Below are 26,139 nucleotides of genomic sequence, written 5' to 3'. Positions count from 1 at the left end.
AGATTGATGGAGTATTTTGAGTATGTCTGTTAGCAGAAGAAGTTTTCTTAAAGGTCTGGCAACCACAAGTGCCGTCTCCGTCATTGGCCCTAGCCTACTGGCTTCAGCCAAGGCAACTGCCGCGGAAACCACCGGTACATGGAAAATGTCGGGCTCACACTGGGGGGCTTTCCGTGCCCACATCTATGCGGGAAAGGTTCAGGAAGTCAAACCATTAGAGCTTGATAAGCACCCAACCGATATGATGAACGGCATTAAGGGCATTATTTATAGCCCATCACGTGTCCGTTACCCTATGGTTCGCCTTGACTGGCTGAAAAAGCACAAATACAGTGGCGAAACCCGTGGTAACAACCGCTTCATCCGTGTCACCTGGGATGAGGCGCTGGATCTTTTCTACCGCGAGCTAGAGCGAGTTCAGAAGGATTATGGTCCTTGGGCACTTCACGCCGGGCAAACCGGCTGGCGCCAGACAGGTCAGTTCCACAGCTGTACCAGCCACATGCAACGTGCTGTCGGTATGCATGGTAACTTCATTACCAAAGTGGGTGACTACTCTACTGGTGCCGGACAGACGATCCTGCCTTATATACTTGGTTCAACCGAAGTCTATGCACAGGGTACGTCTTGGTCGGAGATCCTTGACCACAGTAAGAACATCGTTCTTTGGGCTACTGACCCGGTTAAAAACCTGCAGGTTGGCTGGAACTGTGAAACACACGAGTCATATGCTTACCTGGACAAACTAAAAGAGAAAGTTGCCAACGGCGAGATCAACGTTCTTTCAGTTGACCCGGTTAAGAACAAAACTCAGCGTTACCTTGGTAACGACCACATGTACATTAACCCGCAGACTGACGTGGCATTCATGCTTGCAGTGGCGCACACCCTGTACACCGAAGAACTATACGACAAAAAGTTCATCAAAACTTACTGCCTGGGCTTTGATGACTTTGTGCCTTACTTCATGGGGACGAGCAAAGACAAGATCGAGAAGACGCCTGAATGGGCAGCTGAGATCTGTGGTGTCGACGCCGACAAGATCCGTGAATTTGCCCGTATGCTGGTAAACGGCCGCACCCAGATCCTGTTTGGCTGGTGTATCCAACGTCAGGAGCATGGGGAGCAACCATATTGGATGGGCGCTGTTATTGCTGCAATGGTGGGCCAGATTGGTCTGCCTGGCGGTGGTGTCTCCTACGGCCACCACTACAGCTCTATCGGTGTACCTTCGACAGGCTTCGCTGCTCCCGGCGGTTTCCCGCGTAACGTTGACCAGGGCCAGAAGCCTAAATGGGACAACAATGATTTCAATGGCTACAGCCGTACTATCCCGGTTGCACGTTGGGTTGACTGCCTGCTAGAGCCTGGTAAAGAGATCAAGTACAACGGCTCTAAGGTGATTCTGCCGGACTACAAAATGATGGTGATCAGCGGCAACAACCCTTGGCACCACCATCAGGATCGCAACCGCATGAAGCAAGCGTTCCAGAAGCTGCAAACGGTTGTCACCGTAGACTTCGCCTGGACGGCTACCTGCCGCTTCTCAGATATCGTACTACCGGCCTGTACGCAGTTCGAACGTAACGATATCGATGTCTACGGCTCATACAGTGGTCGCGGTCTGATTGCCATGCACAAACTGGTTGATCCACTGTATCAGTCTAAGACTGATTTCGAGATTTTCACTGAGCTCTCTCGCCGTTTCGGTCGCCATAAGGAATACACCCGTGGTATGGACGAGATGGAATGGGTACGCAAGCTATACGCCGATTGTCGTGAAGCAAACAAAGCGTCATTCGACATGCCAGAGTTTGACGAGTTCTGGGAAAAAGGTGTACTTGATTTTGGTGAAGGTAAGCCATGGGTTCGCCATGCTGATTTCCGTGAGGACCCAGAGATCAATGCACTAGGTACGCCATCAGGCTTCATCGAGATCTCCAGCCGTAAAATCGACCGTTTTGGTTACGAACACTGTCAGGGCCACCCAATGTGGTTCGAGAAAAGTGAACGCTCCCACGGCGGCCCGGGCTCTGAAAAACACCCGTTCTGGATGCAGTCGTGTCACCCTGACAAACGTCTGCACTCCCAGATGTGTGAGTCAGAAGAGTACCGTGCAACTTATGCGGTGAAAGGTCGTGAACCGGTTTACATCAACCCGAAAGATGCAGCGGAGAAAGGCATTAAAGATGGCGATATCGTTCGCGTATTTAATGACCGTGGCCAGCTACTTGCGGGGGCTGTACTCACCGACAGCTATGCACGCGGCGTGATCCGTATTGAAGAAGGTGCCTGGTATGGTCCGCTTAACGAGAAAATCGGTGCGGTTTGTACCTATGGCGATCCGAACACCCTGACTCAGGATATCCCGTCATCCGAGCTTGCTCAGGCAACCAGTGCCAACACTTGTCTGGTTGATTTCGAGAAGTTCACCGGTGAGGTACCGCCTGTGACGTCATTCGGCGGACCAATCGAAATACACTAAGCCTCTGCCCTTAGCTGTTAAGTGACATAAAGCCCCGCCCCACATATGAAACCGTGGTTCGGGGCTTTTTACCTTTGAAAGCTACAACTTCGCCGCCAGAGCAAAAACTTGCTTACTCCATTTTTCTCGCTGTTGCTCAGATGAACTAATGACCGGGCCAATATAGGTTGGCGATCCGACTTTGATGCCACAGAACTCCAACACTGTTCTCTTAAGTTGTTTGTAGACCGGATTACCCTGAATCCAACGATAATAAAGAGGCGGTGTATCCATAGTAAGAATAATATCGGCACTTCGCCCGCTAAGAAGCTTGTCTGGAGTCATCTTGCCTTCTTGATATTTAAAGGCAAAACCCGATAAAAAAGTCCTGTCTATCAGCCCTTTTAACTTTGCAGGCATTCCTCCCCACCACACCGGCAAAATAAAGACCACATGCTCGGCCCATTTCAGTAGCGATTGAAATTCGCTCAGATCAGCTTCAAGGGGCTGGATTTCATCATAGCCATGGTGCAAGTCAAGCTCGAACGTCAACTCACTGAGAGAAAGCACCTTCACTTGATGCTTATTCTGGCTTGATAAAACATATTGCTCAGTTAACTCATGGCAAAAACTGCTTGCCTTCGGATTTCCATTGATTACCAGTATTTTTCGGCTCATAACGCTCTTCCTCTATAACTGAGGGCAGCATAAACCTTGTCCCTAGGGGAAGAGTCAATAAGCTTTTTACGATTGGTTTATGGATGATTTAAGGCTCTGAAGGCAATACTCAGTTTCAGCACGATATAGAGATATCCGTTCACTCAACGCCTTCAGAGCCTCGTTATCCGTCTTTAAGAGTCAGTGACTTCCTCAGTAGATCCGTAACTCAACACCTGCAGGAGCTATCATCTCGGGACCTTGCCTCAGATGCTGGTCAAAGAATTGAACCAGCAGAGCATTGCTGGCATTGTGCATCACTTTCGAGTCAATGCTGCCAAGAATACCTGCATATTTTAGATATGGGAGGTGGTTCAGAATGCTGAAATTCATGTGCGCAGCCCCCGTAAACACGGCCTCACAACCACCTCCTGAATTCGCCTTTGCTACCTGCTGATCCATCCAGGAATAATCATGAGTCACGCCTTGCAGCTGAGTGTCAGTCGTATAGACGAAACAAATCGGGGAATCATTATTTGGGTTTAGCGAGAAGGAATAATGCTGACCGTCTAGGTTAACACCCGCTTTCACACGCTCATCATTCATTGCCAAATGTGATGCTATAGAACCGCCGAAAGAATGACCAAAAGCTGCTAGTTTGTCGAGATCAAGGTGTCCAGTTAACCGCGTTTGTTGTGTGCCACTGGCAATACTCGGCAGTGCGTCCAGTAATAACTGATTGTTCTCCAGCCACGGTTGGAAATTACTCACCGCCTTACTCATGATATCTTGCTCATATTGTTGCGCTTTTTGCTGCCATTCAACCAGCGATTGGCTCTGACGTATACGCTCAATATGTGTCGAAATACTGTTTGCGATGTCGACATCAAAATCATTAGCACTAATTGCAACGCTCTGCTGCTGAGGCACAAGATCACCATTAACACGCTTCATAATCAGACTATGGCCAGGATGGCCAAGTGCCAGAACCACAAAGCCATAACTGGCCAGCTGCTCCACATTGGTCAAGTTTTGTTGCGCAAAAGAGCCGTAACCGTGGTTAAAAAGCAGCACAGGGTGTTGTCCGGCCAACACCTCTGCATCAATAATCGACTCTGTAGGGCGTTCATCCGTCATCAGCTCTCCGGGAAAACCCTGTTGCTCACCTAATGCTTCGGCTAAATAGGCTGGCATGTAGGGTAACCGTTCACCATCTGCATTATTTACTGCAGGATACCAGGCTGTCACATGGACAAAACGCCCCCCATCTTGCACTTCGAACTCCGTTACTCCAACTTTATGCTCACCCTCGGGCTCAGGTATCTCCGGAGGTGGTAACAACATAACAACTCCCACCAGCAATACTAAAATGCAAACCAAACCAGCACTAAGCCGGATAAACCACTTCATATCATTTCCCTTACACATCAATTTGGTAGGGAATTTGACAGCAGTTCCCACTAGCAGCAAGCGCATTTACGCTTCTACTTTCTGTCTTATCATTTGCATCGTAAGTCTTCGGGTCATTTCACAAAACGTTGGCCATATATGCATAATTAATCATCAACGTCTGAACACAAATGCGCTTTTTTGCCCCAAATCTTTGTGGCTATCACTTCTTTGCCTGTGCAGAAACTTGCCTCTCAGTGGTAATAAACGATAAATTTTTTACAATTCGCTATTAGGCCGATTAGGTGTCCTTAAGGCACTCCTCAATTTCAGTCCGATACATAGATATCTGTTTGTTCATCTCCTTCAGCGCCTCGATTTCGGCATTAACCTTACGCTGCTTATGGTCCAGTAGTTCCATTACTGCATACCAGTCGAGCGTGTTGCGGCTCACCACCAGCTGCTGTAACTCCGATAAACTAATCCCTAACTGTTGGGCCTGTTTGATAAGTTTGACGAACTCAACATCCTCGGCATTGTAGACCCGATAGCTTCCTTCCCGGCGGACATGGGTAAGCAGCCCAATGTTTTCGTACAAACGGATGGCCTTTGGCGAGGCGCCAGTCCGCTTGGCTATTTCACCGATATACAAAGTCTTTTCCTTTTAGGCTCAAACATCGACAGGAAGCAGTAATATCATTTTTTAAATCAATAATATAGCTATCCATCTCATCAGCAAGAGCTTCAACTCCATCACAAGATAGAACCATAAATTCACTAACCATCTGAGCATTAAAATATTTTCACGGTAACTGAGATACCAACTCGTAGTTACCTACTTTAGGTATACACTTCTTTAATAGCGCCGATGAGGCATCGCAGCAACGAAAGAGGAAACTGGAACATGGCGAAAGCATTAATTGTATTGACCAGTCACTCGCAGATGGGTGAAACAGACGAGAAAACCGGTTTTTGGCTATCAGAACTCACCCACCCCTACTATGCCATTGTCGATCGAGGAATTCAGGCCGACATAGTTTCGATCCAGGGCGGCGAAGCACCTGTCGACCCGCGTAGCTGGGACGAAGAAGACAAGCTGAATGTACGATTTATGTCGACGCCAGAGTTAACCATGCTATTGAAAAATAGCCCTTCGCTTGATGATATCGACCCAACTGATTATCAGGCCATTGTCTTTGCTGGTGGTCATGGAACCATGTGGGATTTTCCCGATGATCCTGACGTGCAGGACAAAGCGGCAACCATTTACGAACAAGGTGGAATAGTCGCGGCCATTTGCCATGGACCTGCCGCTTTGCTCAATATCAAACTGTCTGACGATACGCTGCTTATTGATGGCAAGCAGGTAGCAGCTTTTAGCAATGCTGAGGAAGAGGCGGTACAGCTAAACAAGGTTGTTCCATTTTCTCTTCAGGATGAACTGATTATCAACGGTGCCAAATATATTGAGCAACCAGCATGGAGTGCCAATGTCGTTACTGACGGTCGGCTTATAACAGGTCAAAACCCTCAGTCTGCAGAAGGGGTCGGAAATGCCGTCTGCGATTTACTGCAAGAGCTAACCAGTTAGAAAGCTGCGCTCAATTAATTGAAGAGTTGATAACAAAGCAGAATACTCTGCTTTGCTATCTGCCTTAACGCTTATTTATCAGCCTGAGGCTTATAATAATCATTCTGATAGGCAAGGCTGCCCCAGAGGGCATTGGCATGCGCCATCTTCACCATCTCTTGCGGTTGCACCTGCTCAATAAGATCAGAGGTATCCTTATTGTATTCAAAGCCTTTCGGTCCTTTATCCGGCTGGAAAATGACCACTTTGTTATTATCATCCATCCAGGCAAAGTTCTTGTAGAACTGCATCATTGCCCGCAAGTCCTTGCTCTCAATATCCTGAGTCAAGTCATGGCCAATCATCGGATTGTAGCTATCAATACCGATTAGAGACAACAGCGTAGGAGGAAGGTCAATCTGACTGGCCAGACGCGAATCCTGCTTGGCTTCAATACCTTTACCGACGATGACAGCTGGAATATGAAAACTATCTATAGGCACCAGTTGGCTACCGTATGCGCGTGAGTCGTGGTCAGCGACGACAACAAAAACGGTATCATTCCAATAGTCAGACTCTTTGGCCTGCTCGAAAAACTCTCCTAATGCATAGTCTGAATATTTCGCCGCATTTTCCCGCGTTTGTTTCGGTTCGTTGTACGGCGTAATACGGCCATCCGGATATTCGAACGGACTGTGGTTAGAAGACGTAAACACTAAGCTGAAGAACGGCTTATCTGAAGTCGCTAGCTTCGTAAACTGCTCATGAGCTTTTTGGTACAAGTCTTCATCAGACGCCCCCCAAGAACCAACAAAAGTCGGATTCTCAAAGGTCGGAAAGTCCTGCATGTCCTCAAAGCCGTTACCAAGAAAGAAGCTCTTCATATTATCAAAGTGGCTCTCTCCACCGTATATAAACTGGGTATGATAACCTTTGCTCCGTAATAAACCCGCAATCGTAAAGAAATCCGTCTGGCTCTTGCCAAGTTTAACCACGGCACGTGAAGGTGTCGGCGAAAAACCGGTTATAACCGCTTCAATTCCACGTATCGAACGGGTACCTGTTGAATACATTCGGGTAAAGTTCCAACCCTCTTGCATCAGGCCATCAAGGTTCGGTGTAAGCGGCATGCCCCCCAACCCGCCAACATACCGAGCCCCTAAGCTCTCCTGTAGCAAAATAACCAGGTTTTTCGGCTTCCCTTTATAACTTGCTGAATGGTAGGACATCGTCGGGATGTCATCGGAGAAAAACGCTTTGCTTTCTCGGCCTGTAGACTGGCGGACAAATTCAACAACATCGTCACGATCCATGTCATCGTAATACTTGCTCGCGCTATCTTCCGCTGACATCTGCTTCACGGCAAACACCATTGAATACGACGAGTTCAAAACCAAATCATTCACCAGCGGATCGGTTGCAAAGGCAACCATGGCAGGATTAAGCGGACGGTGGCCAAGAGTTGACCTTGCCCCCATAACACCCAGTACAACAACCAGAAACCCTAAAGGGATACGCCAGTACCAACGAGGAAAAACAAGGCCTGATACCAGATGGCGAGTCAGCTTCCAGCCAAATAATACCGTTGCCATGCTGACAACAGCGCCGATAAACAGCTCAACTTTATAGCCGCTCCAGAGCATGCCGAACACTTCTTTCGGGTAAATCAAGTACTCAACAAATAGTCGGTTAGGACGGACATCATACTCCATGATAAATGAAGGTGTCGCCAGCTCCATGTATACCAATAGCCATAGCCCCGCGACTAACCATAACCTCAGCACAAAAAGCCATGCTCTGCCTATAACGCCCTTACCAGCAAATATGCATGTTAATAATCCGGGTAATATCAATAGATAGCTAAGTGTTGCAATATCTATCCGAATACCGCTAATAATTATATTAAGCCAACCATTTGTGTCCGAAACCCGATCGCTTTGCCATAAGCTCAAACCAAGACGGGATAAAGAAAGTAGAAAAAGAAAAATAAAAAAAGCGGCGGCGATTGGGTAAATAACACCCAGCCGCTTTTTGACTATATTTGCCATTGTTACATCCTGTAATTTAACCGGGTGTTAAATAACCATGTTTGAAAAAACGATATACACCCAAGTTAATATCGCCATAATAAGTGTAAGCAGCACAGCAGCTGAGCCCATATCTTTCGCTTGGCCAGAAAGTTCATGTTTTTCTGGGCCAATACGATCAACAACAGCCTCGATGGCAGAATTAAGTAATTCAACGACGATAACTGCGACGACTGAACCTATTAGCAATAACTTTTCCAGCCCAGTTACGGGGAGTAATAAAGCGACAGGAGACAAAATAAAGAAAGCGACAAGCTCTTGCCGAAATGCTGCCTCGCTATGCCAGGCAGCACACAGACCTAGCCACGAATACTTCGTTGCGTAAATCAGGCGAATAAACCCTGTTTGTTTATTTTTCACACCACACCTTTATAATACACGTCATAAATATACCTTAATGGCATTATTGGGGTGAAAAATAGGTGAAAAGTTCCCGGCAATATACTTATTTATTCCAGAACCTTTAATCCTGTATCAAATATAGAAGCAGAATAAAGCATGCAGTTTCATATTAATTCTTATAATTTTCATACATGCTGTATAATTCATAATAACTTCTCGTGGCTAGTTGCTATCTAGGAAACTAAACATGTCAAATCTATAACTGGCCGCACGCATCCCTTCCCCTCTTCCTTAGCTCCTGCCTGGCTGTCAGAAATCAATTCACACAGACTTGCATACCATTCATGTGATCATGACGATAAATTACCGCCATCGATATGCGCCTTTTTTCATTGCTACACTATACTGTTAGCAGATAGGTGTTCAATGACATCATGGATGATATATGAAGCTAGCTTTTCTCCGCTTTTTGGCACTGCTACTGCCGTTATTATCAATAACAGCAGCGGCTGCTTTCTATATCTATCATGGTGATGTGATCCAGCTAGAGCAACGGATACAGGAGAGAGAACGCAATCTTCATCAGTCGGCCCTGCATATCACGCGACTGCATTTCGCCCCCATTATTGATGATCTGCGCTACCTGACTCAAAAAGCCAATGAGGTCAGTATCAGCACACACAGTAGCAGCGAAAAGAAAGATATTCTTGCCAATACCTTCAAGCGGATGACTCAGACTCGAGCCTATTACGATCAAATAAGACTGATTAATGCTCAAGGCCAAGAAGTTATTCGTATCAATATGAAAGACGACCAGGCATATCGTGTTCAGGAGAGTCAGCTGCAAGATAAAAGCCTACGGCCATATGTACAGGAGTCACTTAAGATCAATCCCGGCACTTTCTATACATCACAGTTTGACTTGAACATAGAAGATGGTGAAGTTGAAACGCCCATCAAACCTATGCTGCGCTTTATCAGTCACTTCACTATCAACGGTGAAAGCTGGCTAATCGCACTTAATTATCTCGGGCGCGATTATCTGACTGAGCTGGATAACCAATATAACTGGAACAGCGGACAATATTGGCTTATCAACAACCACGGACGCTGGTTGCTAGGCCCAACATTAGACAGTGCCTGGCAATTCATGCCATCACGGCAAAAAACAAACGGGCAAGATTTCTTCGAAGCTCACTCTAAACTGTGGGAACAAATCCAGAAAGCTGAAAGCGGGCAGATCCTCCAGCAGGATCATCTCTATACCTTTACCCGATTTTTCTCTGGTGACAGGTTCTTAGGAGATGAACTCTTCACGCTTCCTTTTGATGGTACAGATCTACCATGGACGATCATTTCGCATATCAACATGAATGAAGCGGTTTTTGAGCTTGCATTTTCGCAACAGCGAATTGTGAAATTTACTATTTTCTCACTCTTGATCATGACATTGGTTTCGGGCTGTATTGTCCTGGCCTGGCATCTTTCGCAAATGCTTCGTCATGAAAAGCGGCTAAAACAGAACATCGAGGATGTTGCACTTCAATATTCAACCGTACTGGAACATGCCCCTGACGGGCTCATTACAGTCAATCAAGACATGACGATCAATACTATCAACAAAGCTGCAGCACATATCCTTAATATCAATGACCAGTCTGCCAAGGGAAAGAGCCTTCTAAAACTCATCAGCGGACACAAAAACCGCGAACAAATCAGGCAGTTGGTCGACGACGTTCACGAAAATAAAACCAAAAACAATCCACGGCCGGTAAAAACACGCATCCAACTAAGAAACCTGAAGACCCGGCACATAGAGTTTGTAGCAACCGAGACAACCTACAGCTCAAGCAGTGAAATCCTGTTGAACTTCAGAGATGTGACCTACTGGATTGAACGCGAGGAAAAGCTTAAAAGCATGTCTCGCGCCCTAGAGCAGAGCAATGATTCGATTATCATCACCAACCATCGCGGCATTATTGAATACGTTAACCGAGCTTTTGAAAGATTCACCGGCATGAAGTCCGAAGATATCATTGGTTCCCAGTCATCCAACCTTCTCAAGCGAACACTGAATGATGAGAAAGATGTCAGAGAAGTTCAGAAGCAATTAAAAGATGGCCAGACAATCCAGCGTGTACTCGCACGAAGACAGAAGGACGACGGTATTCTCTACGAAGAAAAGACCATTTCCCCTATCCTTAACAACCGAGGAAAAATAAGCCACTATATTTCAACAGGGAAAGATATCACTGAACGCGTACTGTTCGAGAGTAAGCTGCACAAACTCGCTCACTACGATATCTTAACCGAGCTACCCAACCGAACGCTGCTCCAGCAATATCTGGAAAAAGCCATCGAAGATGCCAAAACAAACCACAGCAGCATAGCTTTATTCGCCATCGACCTTGACCATTTTAAGAAAATCAACGATTCGCTAAGCCATGAAACCGGAGACAAAGTCCTCCTCGCGGTTTCAAAGCGCATCAGCAATTCGCTACGCGGCGATGATCTTCTCGCTCGATTAGGTGGAGACGAGTTCGCCATCATCATCAAACAAGAGGTGGAGCCCGAGAATCTGGTCAATATGGCAAACCGTATTATTCATCATATCAGCGAGCCTCTTTGTATAGACAACAAAGAGCTGTTTATTACTGCCAGTATGGGTATTAGCTTGTACCCCGATGACAGCGATAGTGTGGAGACCTTGTTCAAGAATGCTGACATTGCCCTATACCGTGCCAAAGAAGAGAGCCGCAACAAATTCTGCTTCTTTACCCAGCAGATGGGACTGGACAGTATCAAGCGTATCCAGCTTGAATCTGAGCTAAGAAAAACAATTGGCACACCTAGATACCAGTTCTACTACCAACCCAAAGTGAATGCGATCACCCACGACCTCTGCGGTATCGAAGCCCTACTTCGTTGGGAAGACGAAAATGGCGATATACAGTCTCCACTTGATATCATCCCTATTCTTGAATATTCCGGGCTCATTATCGAAGTGGGAGAAGACCTGATCCAACGAGCATGCCGTCAGCTAAAACAGTGGCAAGAAGACAACCATTTACTTCATTTTGCCCTCAATATTTCTGCTCGCCAGTTACTGAACTCCAACATAGTCGAGACGGTAAGCAAGGCTATAGAAGAAACTGGCTGCGACCCGCAATATCTAGAACTTGAAATCACCGAGAGCGTGATCATGGCGGATGTCAAAGCTGCACTGGATAAATTAAGAGGACTGGAGGCACTTGGCGTTAAGATCGCAATCGATGATTTTGGTACTGGTTATTCATCGTTAGCCTATCTCAGCCGTTTCCCGGTCCATATCCTGAAAGTTGATCGTGAGTTCGTTAAGGATCTACCTAAAAACAAGGATAACATTACGATCACTCGTTCTATCGTTGAGCTTGCCCATAACCTTGAGATGATTGTTGTTGCCGAGGGTGTAGAAACTGAGGCGCAAGAGCAATTCCTAGCCAGCATTGGGGTAGAAGAATTTCAGGGCTATTACTTTGGCGCCCCAATGCCACTAAAAGACTTTGAGCAGCAGTACCTCACCTTGCCAGATCCACAGCTTATCAGCGAGCAGATTTGCCAGGGTATATAATCGGCGAATAGCATTTGTTGCTTCCCACGTTCAAGCATATAATCGATGTTATCGAACCAAGTCAAACCAAATAGCCTGACAGGTAATCTTATGAGTTTTAGTGACCACTTAGATAACTTTCTTAAACAGCGTGACCAAAAAGCTCAACCTTCTGCCAAGGGGGCATTTCGCCGTCAGTATACTGTCCAGGAGCCAACCAACCAAAGTGTAGCCCGCGAAGCGATAGCAAAGGCACAAGAAGATGCTTCTGAGCAAGCAACCATAGATACCAAGGCTCCCCATATTCGGGTCAATGGACGATGTGTGACTGAAAGCGAGGCACAGGCACTTGAACAACTGAAAGTTGACGCAGCACCAGCCAACCCAAATCGCATTGACTATATTAAGCAGCTTAGAAAAGAGCTGAAGCTTAAAAAACGCTCTTAGTCGAAATATACCGTGCTTAAATCATCGCGCTAATCAGCAATTCAATCGTTATACCTAAGCGAGTTAGCGCTCTTCTTTGCATTTCATCTCCCTTATGCTTCTACTCTTTTAATTCATCAACCATAATACTTGTATCCAAGCGTAAATTTTATTAATTGAACAATATACAACCCGCAAAACCGTACAAAAAACAAACAGAAACTAGTGGAGCCAAGGATAGATTGAATACTAAGAAAATATTTCGTTGAAAATTTCAAAAATAAAACCGACCAAAAATAAAGCCATCTGAACACTTTTCATACTTGCAAGTAAATATACGTTTTTTTATATTTCCAGCACGTCCATCAACAAAACACTCACATCAACAGTTCATCTGCTTTTTTTTATCAAAATGAGCATCAAGTTGATAGTTTTTATCTAAGTCATTGTATATAAAGACATTTATATATTTTAATATGTTCACACACGTGTGGTTCATGAAATATCAAATTTCATTCAATTATTTACAAACACCCTTTCAACAACACAAACATAATCACAATTAAAAACAATACCAAAACAACACACACAAAATATAAAACCAGCAAGCCACAAAAAGCAACATTACACACAAATCAACAACCAAGCCTCTACACCAATTGCTATTCAATTGCAATATAGGCAGGGCGCTTTTTAAGGGTTAAAATTGCCGCCTAAAAAAGTATGTAAAGACATTATCATGAACTCATTAATTCAAATTAACGAGCTGGAATCTCTGCTCATTGCAATTATCGTACTTTTTCTTGGCTACTTTATTAATAGCAAAGTTAAGGTTCTAAGAAAGTATAATATTCCAGAACCCATAGTCGGTGGCCTCATAGTCGCTGTAATTATTACTATCCTTCATCAGCAAGGTATTGATGTTTCATTCAAGTTAAGCATCAAAGACACTCTGATGCAGATGTTTTTTGCGACTGTCGGACTAGCAGCCAGCTTTAAACTGCTAGCCAAAGGTGGGTCGCGCGTATTCTTGTTCCTCGGTATTGCGACCCTCTATATCACTATCCAGAATGCTGTCGGCGTTAGCCTGAGCTCTCTGCTGGGCCTAGATCCCCTTCTCGGCCTCATTGTTGGCTCTATTACGCTTTCTGGCGGCCACGGTACCGGGGCGGCATGGTCACAAACGTTCGCGGACAGCTTCGGGCTGCATACGCTTGAGCTCTCGATGGCGGCTGCAACGTTTGGCCTGATTATGGGCGGGATCATTGGCGGCCCGGTCGCTCAGCGACTGATCAACAAGCACAAGCTGAAGTCCGAATTCGGTGGCGGTGAACATCACCATATCGAGCACCCGGATCTGGTTACCTATAGTGATCACGAAGAAGATCGCATTACGGCCAAAAATACAATTGAAATTCTCTTTATCCTGCTTATATGCGTTGCCGGTGCCGCGCACGTTAAAGAGTTTATCGACGGATTCGGAATAAGCTGGCTTCGCATCCCAGATTTTGTCTACGCCCTCTTCATCGGTGTATTCATTACCAACCTATGCGAAACCACCAAGCTCTACAAAGTAAACAACGAAACGGTTGATGCGCTGGGAACTATCTCCCTGTCATTGTTCCTGGCCATGGCTTTAATGAGCCTGCAGCTTTGGGAACTGCTTGAGCTTGCATTGCCAATGTTGTTGATCCTCTCGGTGCAAACAGTAACACTGGCTATTTTTGCCTACTTCATCACTTTCAGGCTGATGGGCAAGAGCTATGACGCCGCGATCATCGCCGGAGGCCACTGTGGCTTTGGTATGGGTGCAACACCGACAGCCGTGATGAACATGGGATCCTTGGTATCCAGAAATGGCCCGTCACCACAAGCTTTCATGGTGGTGCCAATCGTTGGTGCATTCTTCATTGATATTGCCAACCTGATTGTGCTGCAGACTTATATCAGCTTCATCCAATAAATCTGCGCTAAATCACAGAAAGGCCAAGTGACAATGTCACTTGGCCTTTTTTGTTCCTTCCGCTGTCGCATCAACGATTTTTCGTTCTATTATTAATAAAAACAGAACAACAAACTTTCGTGATTCACGCCAATAATACGGATTATCATTCTTTATTTGGTTAATTATGCGCAACTAAACTCTTATATCATCTGGCTTTTAGCAAGTTGGTATGATCATAAAAAAACCAAAGAAAAAGCAGGGCTTCACACACAAATAGTATGGAGTATTAAGATGTTAGGTGAAAATCACGCACTCTACATTGAGTTTCCTGAACTACAAGGCAAAATCCAGCAGTTAAAAATGGCTGATGAAAACTTCAAAGCTATGTCAGACAGATACCACAAACTCGACCATAGGATACGAGGACTAGAAGGAAACAACATCCCTACTGAAGATACACATTTTTCCCAACTCAAACTGGAACGGGCTCAACTGAAGGACAAAATCTACAGCATCTTAACCAATTAGACGTTTGCTAACAGGCTAGATGGCAGCAGCAGTTGTCGTTTCCCTTACTTAGATAACCCCCCATTCATTAGAACGGGGGGTTATACACTACCCTACTCACACCAGCGCTGGCCGGTGTCGGTTACGGTACCCTGCTTGCGGTTTTCCCATCAATCATTGCGGACTTTTACGGCCTGAAAAACTACGGCGCAAACTACGGCGTACTATATACGGCATGGGGCATCAGTGGGTTCATTGGCCCGGTTGTAGCAGCAATTGCTGTCGATACTACTGGCACTTATACCATGGCATACACGACTTGTGCTGTAATGATGGCTATTGCTGTTATTCTATCTTTCATCACCAAGCCAGTTAACCCAGAAGTATTAGAAAAGAAGCTAGTGAAAGCATAAATAATAATAAACATCATTTATCTTAGTAACTGTTAGTAAAGCCCGACATCCACTGCCGGGCTTTTTTATTTCTCAAATTTAGTCAACTCAGTACTTATATAAATCATTTTTTTGATGAACCTCTTATTAGTAATACAGCATCTTACATTTAATTACCTTTCAGATTAATGTTTTATAAAAGCCATGACTCATTAATAATACATTGTCTTTGTTTTTAATTATTTAATCATCACTGATAAAAATTCACCAATTCTAAATTCCTAGCCTTACTTCATCTCTATTAATTCCCACATTTAATAACAACAGTTATCTGGTTTCCGATCATTATTAAATGGCAGTACACATTTACTCTAACTATAAACACTTCAAGCAACCCATTGGGGATTTTTCAGGAGCAAACAATGGAAAATATTAATATGCGAAAACGCGCCCGGCTAGGCGTATTTATCGCAGCAACGGGTCTGCTCGCGGCTTCAATACAACAAGCCGTGGCGGCATCCCCCGAAAAGCCAAGCAGTTATCTTCCCGATAACCTCCCCCCTGTTCCCGGCATCGAAGAATACATAAAAGACTATGATGCTGCGATTAAACTCGGGAAAGCGTTCTTTTGGGATATGCAAACGGGTAGCCAAGGCCAGAGCTGTGGTAGTTGTCACTTCTCGGCAGGGGCTGACATTCGCGCCAAAAACCAAATAAGCCCGGGTGTACTCAGCACCATAGTCGAAAACCAGGACAAATTTAACTACGATGGTTACCCTGAGCTACCTTCAGGTGGTAAGGGCGGACCTAACTACACGTTAACTAAAGATGATTATCCGTTATACCAACTCGAAGATAACAGAGACAGGGATTCCAATGTCGTTTACGAGACTGATGACGTTGTTTCTTCACAAGGTGTTTCCTTTGCCAAGTTTAAAGACCTCGAAGGTAACCACTACGGGTCTGAATTTGAAGACGGCAAAGAGCGTTGTGAGAACCTGACGGATATCTTCCACGTTAATAACCTCAATACTCGACGGGTTGAGCCACGAAACACACCAACTGTTATTAATGCCGTTTATAACTTCCGTAACTTCTGGGATGGGCGGGCAAATAACATATTTAACGGTGTCGACCCGTTTGGACCTCATAATGAAGACGCCTATGTCCTTTATTATGATCGTAAGCATGGCAAAACAGTCCCTAAAAAAACACACCTTATTAACTCAAGCCTTGCCTCTCAGGCTGTGGGACCTCCAGGCAGTAACTTTGAAATGACCTGTGACGGCAAACCGTTCAAGGCCATGGCGAAAAAATTGCTTCGCTTGAAACCATTAGGATTGCAGGAAGTACATCCAAACGACAGTGCCTTGGGTTATTTGAGTGCCTACCCTGCCAAAGGGTTGAAAACTGACTACCGTACACTTATCAGGGATGCCTTCCATGAAGAGTTCTGGATGAGCCCGCGCCATGACGAAGATGGCTATACCCAGATCGAGCATAACTTCTCGCTATTCTGGGGACTGGCAATCCAGATGTACGAAAGTACTCTTGTCTCACTCGGCCATTCGAAGTTTGAAAAAGGAGAAGATCTAACCCCGCTCGAACTGCAAGGTGCGCAAATATTCAGTAGCTTTGGTGGTCCCAATGCAGGTCGCTGTATCGGCTGTCACGGAGGTCCGGCATTTAGCCAAGCAACTCTGCACCTAACCGGAAACACAGACGCCGTTATCACTCAAGGACCTGTAGGTCCGACATTTGCGCAGGCAGTCCGCGATAGAGGATTCATGAACATTGGTGTAAGACCAACAGTTGATGACCTCGGCCTTGGTGGACTGAGTAACTTTGGCTATCCATTGTCATTTACTCGCCAGGCGCAAAACGGTGAAACTCCGGATGGCGAGCTTATCAGCGGACCTGTCGACCCATCAGCAAGAACAGCGATAGATGGTGCGTTTAAGATCCCGCTTCTGCACAACATCGAGTTAACCGGTCCATTTATGCACAATGGTAGCCTGGCAACACTAGAGGAAGTCATCGACTTCTACTTCCGCGGAGGTAACCGCCGGAAAGATCCTAACAACCCTATCGGAGATACTTCAGGTCATAACGGTACGGCTTCCAACCTTGTGTTTAACCTAGGTCCGCTACCTCATCTTAACGATGATCACAAGAAAGCCCTGGTGGCCTTCCTGAAGTCATTGACCGATGAGCGTGTACGTTGGGAGAAAGCTCCATTTGACCGCCCACAGCTATTCATTCCAGTCGGTCACATAGGTGACGAATACAGTGTGCAGGATGACGGTACTGGCAAGGCAGAAGTGCAATGGGTAGAAATTCCAAGTGTCGGTAAAGAAGGCCGCTACGCAGAAAATCTTCCACCAATAAAAGGGTTCCTGGAAGAAAGCAGTGAAGAGCCGGAAGCCTATGATGATTATGGTGAAGTCAAATACCCTCACCAGATCACTATCAACCTGATGGCAAATGATAAGGCGGGTAGCGCACCACTAGACTACTCCTCTGTGAAAATTGTTGAAGCACCTGACATGCGTTACGGTGTGCTGACAAATCACGGTGACGGTAAAGTGAGCTACCGCCCAATGCGGAACATGGATACGAGCTTTACTTATCAAATTAAAGATAAAAACGGCTTATTCTCCAGCCCTGCTAAGGTTGAGATAAAAGTTTCACGCTAAACCACAGTAATGCTTAACGCTAATAAAAAGCCCGATGAAACATCGGGCTTAGTTCATTTTATGTTAAAAACAGAATATGATTATTAGGCAAAAACTCAACACTAACAGAAAACTATAAATAGAATTTAAAGCTCAACCTTATATTCAACAAACCATATACCAATCAAAGCATTTAAAATCATTAACTTACGACACACATACCAATACAATAAACACATAACTGGATAAAATATGGGGTTATAATTAATTTTATCTTTCACAAAATTAATAAATGAGAAAAATTTAACCGAACATAATTAAATTACGAGAGACTCGTTAGCTCTCGTAACACTTCTTATTCATGAATGGATGCCAGAGGTAAATTATGAATAAAAAAACAAACAAGCCAATATTGCGCTTAAATGCAATTGTCACAGCAGGGTGTTTAATAGGGTTATCCAGTAGCCTTGTTTATGCAGAAGTTGAACCCTCTCCAATTAGTTCTTTAAAAGGGATTCAGCCTGCATCAGTTCCGGGAATAGAGGAGTATATTAAAGATAAAAAAGCAGCAATAAAGCTAGGTAAAGCTTTTTTCTGGGACATGCAGGTAGGTAGTCAAGGTCAAAGTTGTGGTAGCTGCCATTTTAGCGCAGGTGCAGACAATAGGGTAAAAAATCAGTTAAGTCCTGGCTTGAACCATAACGATGAAACACTAAAAGAAATATTCGATGAAACGCTCTCCGGTGGCGCTGGCGGACCTAACTATACCCTTAGTGCCTCAGATTTCCCTTTCAGGAAATACGAGAACCCCGACGACCGGGACTCAAATGTTCTTTTTGATACTAACGATGTAACCTCTTCTCAAGGGGTATTTGCTTCTACTTTCATTGATCTTTCGGGTAATGATTACCCTCCAGAGTTTAATGACGGCAAGGAAAAGTGTACGACAGACTCGGACATCTTTAACGTAACGCACATTGCTACGCGTAAAGTAGAGCCAAGAAATACACCAACTGTTATCAATGCTATTTTTAACTTCCGTAACTTCTGGGATGGCCGGGCAAATAACACATTCAATGGTATTGACCCCTTCGGCCGCAGAAATAAAGATGCGCACGTTTGGTATTATGATGCCAAAACGAACAAACTCACCCCCAAAACTGTCAACCTAATTAACTCAAGTGCCGCCTCACAAGCTGTTGGACCGGTACTAAGTGCATTTGAAATGGCATGTGATGGAAAAACATTCCAAAACGTTGCCAGAAAGCTACTTGATTTGAAGCCACTCGGCCTACAGCAAGTCGACCGCTCTGATAGCCAACTAGGCTCTATGAGTGCCTATCCGGCAAACGGACTGATATCAAGTTATCGCACAATGATCATGGATGCATTCAATAACGAGTACTGGATGAGCTCACAGCGTGTAGATGATTACAGTCAAATAGAACATAACTTCAGTCTTTTCTGGGGATTAGCTATTCAAATGTATGAGAGTACGCTCATTTCAGATGACTCACGGTTTGACCGATATATGGATGGCGACGCATCCGCTCTAACCGCTGCCGAATTACGCGGTATGGGAGTTTTCCTTGGAAAAGGAAACTGCGCAAACTGCCACAGCGGTCCGGAGTTTTCTAAAGCCGCCACTCACCTAATTGCTGAGGAAGAAGAAGAGGGACTTGTCGAACGAATGCTGATGAGCGACGGTAAAGCTGCAATATATGATAACGGCTTCTACAACATTGGTGTCCGTCCAACAAAAGAAGATCTCGGGCTTGGCGGTATAGATCAATGGGGCAACCCACTGTCATTTACTATTCAGGCCAAAGATATAGCAGCAGGTAAAAATGCACCCGATAACTTTGAAGTTGACCCGGCGACCTTCGAGTTTGATCCAGGAAAACCTATCGACCCAGCCGAAAGGGATGCTGTCTTTGGTGCATTTAAAGTACCAGGCTTGCGTAACGTTGAGCTAACAGGCCCTTACATGCATAACGGCGGTATGTCTTCATTAGAGCAAGTGGTCAACTTTTATAACCGGGGAGGTAACCACACCAGTGATAATTCATCAGATTCAACAGGTTTTGACGGCAACAGCACAACCTCTAACTTGGACCCGGATATTCGTTCACTCGATCTGACCGAAGACGAAAAGTCTGATCTTGTAGCTTTCTTAAAATCCTTAACAGATGAACGTGTCCGTTGGGAGAAAGCCCCCTTCGACCGTCCGCAACTATTTGTTCCGACAGGTGCAATAGGAGACGAGAATAGCGTGCAGAATGATGGTTCAGGTAGAGCAATAGAGAAATGGTTGGAATTACCAGCCATTGGTGCTCATGGTCGTTCAGCCAAAAAACTTCCTCCTGTTCAGCCGTTCCTCGATGGCGGCCATACAGACGATTCATCAACACCGTCACAAACAGCAGAAGCCGTCGATGATAATGTTACGGGTTCTTTCCGGAGACCAATTATCATCGATGTCCTTGCTAATGATAAGGCTGGATCACATCCTATCGATCCTACCGAGGTGGTCATAGTTAACCAGCCAAACTCTCGTCATGGCTCTTTAAGTGATAACGGTGACGGTACATTTACTTACCGAGCATTTAGGGATACTGATAATTCATTCACATACCAAGTAATGGATACGAACGGCACGCTATCAAACGTAGCAACTGTAAATATCAATGTTACTCGATAAAATGCGGTTTCAAACCCCAAAAAGCCTGGGCAATATTGCTCAGGCTTTGCTTTTCCTATGCATGTCCCGTCCTGAGATAAGTTGACACCTCATAGAAACGCACTTCAGATTCAGATACAAACGTTGTTCAGTATATTAACTCATTACATTTAGTCTTAATTGATAACTGTAGCAACGTTGATGAAGTAAAAATTCTGGATGTACACTAGGGCTCCAGGAATCATCTCCCCCTACCCCCATGTGCTTGTGATCCACGCGAACATACAATAGGGAACCAGCTTCAAGTTCATTCGTGTGGCGAGCCTCTGCAAGCATCGTTTGGCTGTAACGGCTCACCGCAAACTGGAAATCACCAACAAGCTTGATATCCCCCACTCGCAGCCAGCGAGTATCACAGCGCAGACCGTTTTCTGACGGGAAGATATACGGTGTATGAAGCTCATCAGCCGATAGAGAATACTGTCCAAGTCTAGCGGCTGACTTACGGTCCGGATAGTTTTCAAACGGCCCTCGGCCGAACCAGTCTACCGTTGATGTTTGTGCAGAAACAGGTACAGCAAATTCGAGACCTACACGAGGCAACTCCGGCACAGATTCACTAACTTGAACGTCAACATCAAGCAAAATGCCACCATCAGCATTAATACGGTACTGCCAATGCGATGTGGCCATCAATTCTCCATCATGACGATAAGCAAACACGGCAGTGACCTGAATATTGTCAGAAAGGCGATCCGCCCGGCATTGCAAACACTCCCTTTGCCACTCGCCAATCCCCGCCGCCTGCCAGCGTGATACCCAGGCATTCGGATCAACGTTCTCGGCTTCACTGGTGCCGATATCATTATCCAGCGGTGCCCGATAAAAATTATCTGCCAATCCTAATGCCAACGGCGCTTTTCCTTCTGCCAGCCATTTGCTTAGCACACCAGTCTGGGTATCAAATTCCAGTTGGAATTCACGACCTGAAATAGTGATCTGCTGATCGCTAGCCTTTAGCTCAGGTGCGCTTCCTGTCATTAACTCTGGTACCAATAACGACTGTTTGTTTACCAGCGAAAACTGAGCCGTTGCCATACAGTGGCCAGCGTCAGCCCAACTGCAATCATGTATTGTCTCGATATCCAGATTCAAGTGGTATGTTTTACCAATCTGACGACTAAAGTCAGTATCTACTGTAATGTTGCTTTTGCCTTGCGGGCTAATTGCCAATAACTGGGTACCTGTTCTAACAGTCAGGCCATCTTCCAATACCGTCCAGCGTAACAACTCATTGTCTGTTGCCCTGAATAGCCATTCACTCTGTACCTCAACAGTAACCGACGACTCACTCTCAGACAGAAGAGAGAACTGGAAGAACTGTTGTGCGTGCTTTACTTCTTCAAGACCCGGGTGTGGTGTCCTGTCGGGAAATACCAATCCGTTAATACAAAACTGACGATCATTTTGTTCATCACCAAAGTCTCCACCATAGGCCCAATAGTGACGCCCTTGTTCATCCCATTTGCTGATGCCCTGATCAACCCAGTCCCAAATGAAACCACCTTGTAGTCGAGGAAACTCCCTAAATGCCTGCCAATATTTATCAAAGCTGCCCAGACTGTTTCCCATCGCGTGGGCATACTCACACAAGATTAAAGGACGATCCTCATCCGGGCGTGAAATCCAGTTTTTAATGGCCCATTTAGGAACTGCATCAAATGGCTGATTCTGGTCAACACGGGAATACATTGGGCAAATAATATCAGTCGCAGTGGTATCGGCCCCGCCCCCTTCGTATTGCACCGGACGAGAAGGATCAAATTCTTTGGCCCATGCGTGCATGGCATTATGGGTGCTGCCATGGCCTGATTCATTACCCAACGACCAGATGATCACTGACGGATGGTTTTTATCACGCTCTATCATCTGGGTCAGTCGTGTCATAAAGGCATGTGTCCAGCCAGGATCTGACGCCAGCCGCCCCATCGGGAACATTCCATGGGTTTCGATGTTGGCCTCATCACAGACATACAACCCCAGTTCGTCACACAGTTCATACCAACGCGGATGGTTCGGGTAATGGGCTGTGCGCACAGCATTGAAGTTGTATTGCTTCATCAGTTTGATATCACGGACCATGTCGGCTTCAGACACCACATGACCATGCTCTGGATGATGCTCATGACGGTTTACCCCACGGATCAGTAGAGGCTTACCGTTCAGGCATAGCTGGCCGTTTCGTATTTCTACAGCTCTAAACCCTACATCGTAAGCTTCAATGTCTACCACATTGCCACTGACATCTAACAAGCTCACCACACAGCGATAAAGACTCGGAACCTCAGCACTCCACTTCTTCGGCTCGCTCACAGGCAACCGGTGGAAGCACACATCACTCCAACCGCCCTTTTCATCAACCACTCGATCATTCGCACTTGCAATCATTGGTTCGGACACAGCCTGCAGAGCATCAAACAGCTGAACCTGAACCTGATAGTTCGCCGGCCCGGTGAAGCGTGTTTTGATGTCTAACCAGCCGTCTCGATAGCAGGCATCAAGACTCGGCGTAATAAATACATCGTTTATATGATGGTGTGGTTTAGTCAACAAGGTCACATCACGGAAGATACCGCTGAGCCACCACATATCCTGATCTTCAAGATAGCTGCCATCACTCCAGCGCAATACCATGACCGCCAGCGTATTCTCACCCTCAACCAGATAGGAAGATAAATCAAACTCAGCAGGAAGCCGGCTATCCTGTGAATACCCTACCCAATAACCGTTACACCACAGATGAAAGGCAGAGTTTACGCCATCAAAAATAATACGGTTTTGCTGCGTTAACTGCTGCTCTGAGATAGCAAAAGATGTCCGGTAACACCCTGTCGGGTTATTCTCCGGCACAAAAGGCGGGTTAACTTCAAATGGGTACTTAATGTTGGCATAGATTGGCTTATCGAAGCCCTGCAACTGCCAGTTAGAGGGTACGGCAAGGGCGTGCCAGCCTTCACAATCAAACGCGGTGTCAGTAAAACTCTCCGGTACCATATCGGGCGCAGCGTAAAGCTGGAATTGCCAATCGCCGTTTAATAATTTTCGCTGTGTCGATTTCTTATTCAGTGCCTCTTCCTGAGTACAAAAGCCGTGCAAAGGGCTATGTGCAGGAAGACGATTAACCTGAACTGACTGCGGGTTTTCCCAATCTCTACGGGCAAGAACTTGAGCAAGTGATGTCATATTTCTGTTATCCCACGGCGGCCTTATTGGCCGCCGAACTCCTATTATTACAATGCCTGAATGTGCAACAACATAGCCGATTCAGGATCGAGCACAGGCATAGTCAAACCCACCTCGTTCAATAGTTCACCGCTTACTACCAAAGGGGCTTTCATCCAGTCCGGTTCTTTTTTCATTAATTGATGATGAACCTCAGACCTTTCGACTACTTCAACCCGGTATTGCCTTTGCGGTTCAAGCATACCGAATCGTAAAGGTTCAGCGATTGAGTAATCAGGCATCACCAATTGGCAAAGCGTCACCAACAATTCGTTTTCATTGGTAACACCATACACAAAGCGCGAATTATCCGTACTATCAACACGAAAGCTGGTACCCGAATGAAGCAAGTGACGATAACGCTTGTGCAAGGAAATGTAGCGGGCAAAACCTTGTTTCTGCTCATCGCTCTCTTTTACCGGATCAAGCTCTACACCCATATGACCGCCAAGCGCCGTTACTCCACGTAAATTTATCGAGTGACAGCGGCGCGTAGTATGACTTTCCCGCGGACCAATGTGCGCTCCCATCACCTCAGGCGGGAAGAAGTACCCCATCCCTTTTTGAATGCTCTGACGCTCCAGCGCATCATTGCAATCTGACGTCCAGAAACGATGAGTACGTTTGAGTACCTCGAAATCAATTCGCCCACCACCCGAGGAACAAGATTCTATCTCGACCTCAGGATGACGAGAGCGCAGCTCGTCAATCAAGCGGTATAGAGCCTTGGTCTGGCCATGTACAGCAGCTTTGCCTTCATGGGCCGGCTGAACAAGCTCGCGGTTCATGTCCCACTTGAAATACCCAATATTGTAGCGAGTTAGCAAATCGTCGAGGCAACTTAACAAGTAATTAAAACAGCCTTCATTTTGCAAATTCAGTACGTACTGCCATCGGCCAGTCGGTTGTTCATACCCCTCAATGGCCAAAAGCCAGTCTGGGTGAGAACGGAACAAATCAGAGTCCGGATTCACCATCTCTGGCTCTACCCATAAGCCAAATTCCATTCCTAGTTGGTTAACGTGTGCGATTACCGGCTCCAGGCCATCAGGGTATTTCTTCTCATCAAGGAACCAGTCGCCCAGGGCCGCCTGTTCATGGTCTCTACCGACAAACCACCCATCATCGATAATAAATCGCTCAACGCCCATCTCGGCGGCTTCCGATGCCATATTCATGATGTAACCCGGATTATGTTCAAAGTAGATCCCCTCCCAGGTATTTAAGTGCACCGGACGCACCTTATCGGTTGGGAAAGAAAGAACCTGTGTACGAACATATTGATGAAAAGCCTGACTGATACCGTTTAACCCCTGTGGGCTATAACAGGCATACAAACTCGGCGTTGTGTAGGATTCACCACAAGACAGTGTCATTTCGCCCGAGAAAAATAGCTCCCCGGCCTGAATGAAGCGTCGACCATCGCTTTTTACATCTGCACGTAACTGGTGATTGCCGCTCCAACCCAAATGGAAACCCCAAACTTCACCTTGCTGTTCAGAAAACCCCTGCGGACCGACCATTAAGCCCGGGAAATACTCATGGGATGTGCGGCCACGACGGTTTTCCTGAATAAAACCACCATGACTCAACGCAACACGCTGAGTCTGGAACTCACGGCTCCAGCGGCCATGAAACGTTAATAATTCATTGACCCGGTTTGGCAAAGCCAGTGTCGTCACCAGCTTATCTAGTTGGTACTCCTCCTCACCGAGGTTGGTAACCGACATCTGTTTTTCAATAACCCCTGACTCAGGGTCAAGCGAAACCTGAATCGTCAGCGCTAGCTGCGCGTTGTCATCCTTGCAATGGAAAGTGGCCGTGTTTTCTTCCTGCTCAAAAGCCGTTAATGAAAATACCGGTGCCCACTGCAGGCCTTTTCGATGCCCTTCAATCCCCGGAGAACTAAACAGCCCTCTTCCGTTTTCAGGGCAAAGCGTGAGGGGAACATCAATATCTAAACGAGCCTGTGAAACTGCGCGGTCAGTGACAGGAATAATGCCCAGATCTAGATTTTGAATACGTTTACCCCAATAGAGAATTTCAGGCATGGGATGGGGCTTGATAACAAGACTGGTAACTTTACTTTGAAGGTGAACAAGCTGACCTTTCATTACAGCAACCTCTAACATGG

15 protein-coding genes and 1 pseudogene are annotated in these 26,139 nt (G+C 45.9%); 9 read left to right on the top strand and 7 right to left on the bottom strand.

The genetic code is table 11. The annotated features are described in order from the left end of the window. Nucleotides 1–22 precede the first annotated feature (22 nt). Nucleotides 23–2,485 (top strand): trimethylamine-N-oxide reductase TorA, encoded by a 2,463-nt coding sequence (gene torA / locus L4D19_RS17540; protein WP_428453540.1) that lies wholly within the window; start codon nt 23–25, stop codon nt 2,483–2,485. A gap of 81 nt (nt 2,486–2,566) precedes the next feature. On the opposite strand, the gene L4D19_RS17535 is transcribed toward torA, so the two are convergent. The 3 genes from L4D19_RS17535 to L4D19_RS17525 all read right to left on the bottom strand — a co-directional run bounded on the left by L4D19_RS17535 (nt 2,567) and on the right by L4D19_RS17525 (nt 5,162). Then, nucleotides 2,567–3,142, bottom strand: a complete 576-nt coding sequence (locus tag L4D19_RS17535) for an NAD(P)H-dependent oxidoreductase (protein WP_428453539.1) — start codon at nt 3,140–3,142, stop codon at nt 2,567–2,569. 192 nt (nt 3,143–3,334) lie between these two features. Beyond that, the gene (locus L4D19_RS17530; protein WP_428453538.1) at nt 3,335–4,465 is read right to left on the bottom strand and encodes an alpha/beta hydrolase family protein; all 1,131 of its coding nucleotides are present in this window, start codon (nt 4,463–4,465) and stop codon (nt 3,335–3,337) included. 346 nt (nt 4,466–4,811) lie between these two features. Then, nucleotides 4,812–5,162 (bottom strand): MerR family transcriptional regulator, encoded by a 351-nt coding sequence (locus tag L4D19_RS17525; RefSeq protein ID WP_428453537.1) that lies wholly within the window; start codon nt 5,160–5,162, stop codon nt 4,812–4,814. 252 nt (nt 5,163–5,414) lie between these two features. Here L4D19_RS17525 and L4D19_RS17520 point away from each other — a divergent pair, with 252 nt between their 5' ends. After that, entirely contained in the window at nt 5,415–6,101 is a 687-nt protein-coding gene (locus tag L4D19_RS17520) for a type 1 glutamine amidotransferase domain-containing protein (RefSeq protein WP_428453536.1), read from the top strand. Between the two features lie 71 nt (nt 6,102–6,172). On the opposite strand, the gene L4D19_RS17515 is transcribed toward L4D19_RS17520, so the two are convergent. Next, a complete protein-coding gene (locus tag L4D19_RS17515; protein WP_428453535.1) occupies nt 6,173–8,128 on the bottom strand; it encodes an LTA synthase family protein in 1,956 nt (651 codons plus the stop codon). 27 nt (nt 8,129–8,155) lie between these two features. Further along, nucleotides 8,156–8,527 carry a diacylglycerol kinase gene (locus tag L4D19_RS17510; protein WP_428453534.1) on the bottom strand — a complete coding sequence of 124 codons (372 nt, stop codon included), beginning with the start codon at nt 8,525–8,527 and terminating at the stop codon, nt 8,156–8,158. A gap of 427 nt (nt 8,528–8,954) precedes the next feature. On the opposite strand from L4D19_RS17510, the gene L4D19_RS17505 reads away from it, so the two are divergent. From L4D19_RS17505 to L4D19_RS17475, 7 genes and pseudogenes are all read left to right on the top strand, one after another. Next, on the top strand, nt 8,955–12,119 hold the full coding sequence (locus tag L4D19_RS17505) for a sensor domain-containing protein (RefSeq protein ID WP_428453533.1): 3,165 nt from the start codon (nt 8,955–8,957) through the stop codon (nt 12,117–12,119). A 90-nt stretch (nt 12,120–12,209) separates the two neighbouring features. Further along, the gene (locus tag L4D19_RS17500; protein WP_428453532.1) at nt 12,210–12,545 is read left to right on the top strand and encodes a hypothetical protein; all 336 of its coding nucleotides are present in this window, start codon (nt 12,210–12,212) and stop codon (nt 12,543–12,545) included. 718 nt (nt 12,546–13,263) lie between these two features. Further along, the gene (gene gltS, locus L4D19_RS17495; protein WP_160648414.1) at nt 13,264–14,487 is read left to right on the top strand and encodes a sodium/glutamate symporter; all 1,224 of its coding nucleotides are present in this window, start codon (nt 13,264–13,266) and stop codon (nt 14,485–14,487) included. 273 nt (nt 14,488–14,760) lie between these two features. Next, nucleotides 14,761–14,997 carry an HP1242/YdcH family protein gene (locus L4D19_RS17490; protein ID WP_428453531.1) on the top strand — a complete coding sequence of 79 codons (237 nt, stop codon included), beginning with the start codon at nt 14,761–14,763 and terminating at the stop codon, nt 14,995–14,997. 92 nt (nt 14,998–15,089) lie between these two features. Continuing rightward, a pseudogene (locus L4D19_RS17485) lies at nt 15,090–15,389 on the top strand (MFS transporter); the annotation flags it as partial. Nucleotides 15,390–15,790: 401 nt separating this feature from the next. Further along, the gene (locus L4D19_RS17480; RefSeq protein ID WP_428453530.1) at nt 15,791–18,064 is read left to right on the top strand and encodes a cytochrome c peroxidase; all 2,274 of its coding nucleotides are present in this window, start codon (nt 15,791–15,793) and stop codon (nt 18,062–18,064) included. 364 nt (nt 18,065–18,428) lie between these two features. Continuing rightward, a complete protein-coding gene (locus L4D19_RS17475; RefSeq protein WP_428453529.1) occupies nt 18,429–20,744 on the top strand; it encodes a cytochrome c peroxidase in 2,316 nt (771 codons plus the stop codon). Between the two features lie 135 nt (nt 20,745–20,879). Here L4D19_RS17475 and L4D19_RS17470 read toward each other — a convergent pair whose 3' ends face one another. Both L4D19_RS17470 and L4D19_RS17465 read right to left on the bottom strand, forming a co-directional pair. Further along, a complete protein-coding gene (locus tag L4D19_RS17470; protein ID WP_428453528.1) occupies nt 20,880–23,966 on the bottom strand; it encodes a beta-galactosidase in 3,087 nt (1,028 codons plus the stop codon). Nucleotides 23,967–24,013: 47 nt separating this feature from the next. Further along, on the bottom strand, nt 24,014–26,119 hold the full coding sequence (locus tag L4D19_RS17465) for an alpha-galactosidase (RefSeq protein WP_428453527.1): 2,106 nt from the start codon (nt 26,117–26,119) through the stop codon (nt 24,014–24,016). Nucleotides 26,120–26,139 lie beyond the last annotated feature (20 nt).

The organism is Photobacterium kasasachensis (assembly GCF_050336885.1).
Lineage (GTDB): Bacteria > Pseudomonadota > Gammaproteobacteria > Enterobacterales > Vibrionaceae > Photobacterium > Photobacterium kasasachensis.
This window is presented reverse-complemented; position numbering and strand designations above follow the sequence as displayed.